General features: G+C 23.6%; 4 protein-coding genes. All 4 read right to left on the bottom strand.

The window, feature by feature from the left end:
- Window positions 1-737 precede the first annotated feature (737 nt).
- The 4 genes from ACQV2P_RS08480 to ACQV2P_RS08465 all read right to left on the bottom strand — a co-directional run bounded on the left by ACQV2P_RS08480 (window position 738) and on the right by ACQV2P_RS08465 (window position 3,131).
- Window positions 738-1,544 carry a hypothetical protein gene (locus ACQV2P_RS08480; protein ID WP_428874425.1) on the bottom strand — a complete coding sequence of 269 codons (807 nt, stop codon included), beginning with the start codon at window positions 1,542-1,544 and terminating at the stop codon, window positions 738-740.
- 484 nt (window positions 1,545-2,028) lie between these two features.
- Window positions 2,029-2,694 (bottom strand): MFS transporter, encoded by a 666-nt coding sequence (locus tag ACQV2P_RS08475; RefSeq protein ID WP_428894427.1) that lies wholly within the window; start codon window positions 2,692-2,694, stop codon window positions 2,029-2,031.
- Window positions 2,695-2,721: 27 nt separating this feature from the next.
- Complete coding sequence (locus ACQV2P_RS08470; protein ID WP_428874427.1) at window positions 2,722-2,988, bottom strand: DUF2087 domain-containing protein; 267 nt, start codon at window positions 2,986-2,988, stop codon at window positions 2,722-2,724.
- Window positions 2,988-3,131: a hypothetical protein gene (locus ACQV2P_RS08465; RefSeq protein ID WP_428876628.1), complete on the bottom strand. Its 144-nt coding sequence runs from the start codon at window positions 3,129-3,131 to the stop codon at window positions 2,988-2,990. Before ACQV2P_RS08465 ends, ACQV2P_RS08470 begins: the two co-directional genes overlap by 1 nt.
- Window positions 3,132-3,693 lie beyond the last annotated feature (562 nt).

The raw sequence follows: 3,693 nt of genomic DNA, 5'->3' as shown, positions 1-3,693 counted from the left end.
AACCGTTAATTGCTTAATCTCCTTGGATAGCATCAACCCTATTGGACATAGAGCCGAAATTTATCGCTAATAAACCGCTTTTTTTATTGAATCGTCTAAACTTAATTGGACAACTTTCCTAAAGGAATATATTGTTAAATTAAAAAGTAAGCGAATTTTTTTGATAGAGAAAGATTAATATTTACTCAAAAAATTAAAACTTCAAGTGGCAAAATTAATTGAAAATGCAAAAAAATATATTTTTTTAATTTAATTTAATTTAATGACTTCGTCGTTAGTTAATTGGATCAAAAATCATCAAAACAGTGGTTCATTCAACGCATTTTCAGAAACAACATTAAAAGCATTAAAAACAGAATCCGTCAATTAATTAAAATTTAAAAGTTTGATTAATTAGAATCAGAATTATTCAGTTATAAAATTAGTATAACAAGTTTGACCCACAATCTTCATTACAGTACTTAACCACCAGCAATTAAAAAGTCTCAATTTAAAAAAGTGACTAAAAAATTTTGACATATCAATTTTTAAGTGAATATTGAATTATATTTAATTAATTATAAGAGGCCCCTAACAAAATTTGTATGTTTCGATAAATGTTTCCAAAACAGTTACTATATCTTTTTTATTAATATTATCTAGTGCATTTATTTGTGCATTAATATAAGAGGCTGAATAAAAAGGATTAGATAAAAAATCAAACATAAAATCATAATTAATATATTTTTCACTTGAAACTAGATTATATTTAAATAATTTATCCTTATATAATTTTTTTTATCTTCTAAGGAGCTATATTTTAATGGATATTTAAAAAGTTCAATTTGAAACTCTGTTATTGCTTTATTTTCTTCTAATAGAGCCTGTGTAAATCCGATATAATTTTCTTTTTCACTGTTAAAATAGGAATTAATAAATGCACTTTCAAAAAAATGAGCCCAATATTCTTCCTCCTCTATAGAAAAAATTAAATTCATTTTGATTAATAAAAAATTTACAATTACATGACTAACTTCATGTAATAAATAATAAAAATGAAACGGGCCTACTTTGTCTCCTATAATAATATAATTAATATTTTTTAAAGGTAAAAATACACATTTATATCCATCTATCATACCTTTTAAATATATAACATTTAAAGACAATGTGTCAGATATATAAAATAATATATCTTTTAACAAAACTTCAGTTGTACTATTACATAATTTTTTAAAAAATTCACTATTAATCTTAGCCTTGGAAAAGTTATGCATTTGCATTTTTACTGGAATTAAACTAATCTCAGAAAAATCTTTATTTTTTCTCCAAGATAAGTAGTCAAAATTATTTCTTATTAAGAGGGTGTTAACTTGGCAATTTAATACAGATTTTTTATATTTACTAATATCTAATGATTCTATATTTGGGAGACTATCAATAAAATCTATTTCATTATGAATTTTGTGCGCCTTGATATTATCTTGTATATTTATACTATTTAAATACAGCATGGACTGATGCTCTTCTATAACAGAATGTTCATAGGTTCTTTTAATCGCCATTTAAAAAACTCTTTCTTTTTTTTATATTTAAAAATAATTATAATAAGAATACAAAGAACATCAATATTGGTAATATTCCATGTTCTTAGTATTCCAAACTGATCAGAAATAAACCCATTTAAAACTAATATTATTGAAATAGATATTGATTCAATATTATAAAAAGATGAGATTGTTGTATTTCGTAGATTATCATCTTGCACAAAATCTGAATGAAGAGCGACATTACTTTTAATTTCAGTTATAGTATTAAGCATTACGTGAATTGAAAAAATAATAATTCCCATCCATATATTTTTTGAGAGAATAAATAAGGATAAGAATATAATATCTATTATTGTTAACGAAGTTATCACATAAGAAATATTTTTTTATATAATATCCTATGAGATATTAAACTCCCTACAAGCCCACTTAATGAGATTATTATCCACATAATACTAATAATATTTTCTATATTATTAGTATAAAATATTGCCTGCCACTAATTTGATGGTCCTATATCTATCACTTTAGGGAGAAGTAAAAATAATATAAATACAATACTCTTTTTAGATGTCATAATTTGTTTAAATATTGTTTTTATTTCACCATATGAATATTTAAAAGTGTTTTTAAAAGATATTTTTTTATTTTTAAAATCTTTAATTGGAGATTTAATAACTGAAACAATTAAAATAATACTAAATAATATGCTGAAATAAAATGGCAAATCTGTATTATATTTATACAATACATCCGCACTCAAAGTTCCAATGACCAATGCAGCCAATAATCCTATAATAGACGCCTTAGAAAATATGTGTTCTAAGATATCTCTATCCTGTGATAAATTTAAATCTTTGATTAGCCAACTGGATAATGTTCCAGAATAAAAAGACTCACTAATTCCGGATAAAAAAGCTGAAAACAGGAGAAGTGTATATGAACTACTTAATATCATTAAAATCCCTAAAATTCTAAATAGACCACTTAAAAAAATTGATTTTCTCTCTCCTATAACATCTGTTATAGCTCCACATGGTATCTCTGTAAGAAAAGACGATAGCCAAAATAGAGCTAGATATAACCCTACATCACTTAATGAAAAGTTTTTAAGTAAATAAATATACAATATTGGGTTAAAAAATGAAACTAATGAGACAGACAAAAATTCAAATAATAATAATAATGAATTTTAGCTTTCATGATTTATCTCCGAATTTATACAATATATACTCCCGTATATATCTCTATTTAAATAACCATAATCTACTAAATATCTTCTCATTGTCGCATAATCATCATAGTATACCTGTATAATATTATTTAGTTCACTCTCAGAAAATTCATCACCTTTTTTTTTGATTAATTCAAAAATATAGTCAAAGATAATAATTTTATTTTTTTGTTTTTTGGGAATAACAATTATTCTCCCTCTTTGATCAATAAATCTTTCTATCATTATTTATTAAACTCCCTTCTTTTTTTTAAGTAATATCCTATATATTGATAAACCTCTCTTTCTAGTAAAATATCATTGCCAACTAAGCGAATATTACTTAAATGAATCAAATCTAAAATATTGGGTTGTCCAAATTTTTTCACATAGTTTTCTTCTTTAATACTAAATTTAATTTCTTTAAAAATATTTGAGTTATATTTACTTAGTTTTTCTATTGAATCAAACTATTCCTTTTTTAGCGGTCTATTTTGTTTTTCATTACTATAAGGGGTGAAAATTTCCAATGCTTGATGAATTTTAGTGTAAAATACATTTAGTAAATAAAATGTATTAATAAGTAATAATTTTTTTAATTGCATTATTCATTTCTCCATCATCAAATATTAATTCTTTATTCGATGTTAAAAATTTTACTATCCTTTTTGAATCTAAAAAACTAATAGCTTCAAAAACTTCAATCCTTATACCCATCATATATCTACCAATTTCTTTTTCAAAAGTTAAACCCCAAAAATTTTGAACAATACTAGACTTTTTAATTTTATTGATAATTTCATCATTATAACATTTAGATTTTATTCGTAGTCTAACTTGTTGCTTGGGTAGTGTCAGATAAATTGTGTAACCTACATTTCAAGATTGTAATTATTAGATCAATACTTCTGTTATTTCCGATCCTAACCTCGCATTTTAGATGATCTTTCG

The sequence above is a fragment of the Facklamia sp. P12932 genome (assembly GCF_050409545.1).
Lineage (GTDB): Bacteria > Bacillota > Bacilli > Lactobacillales > Aerococcaceae > Facklamia.
This window is presented reverse-complemented; position numbering and strand designations above follow the sequence as displayed.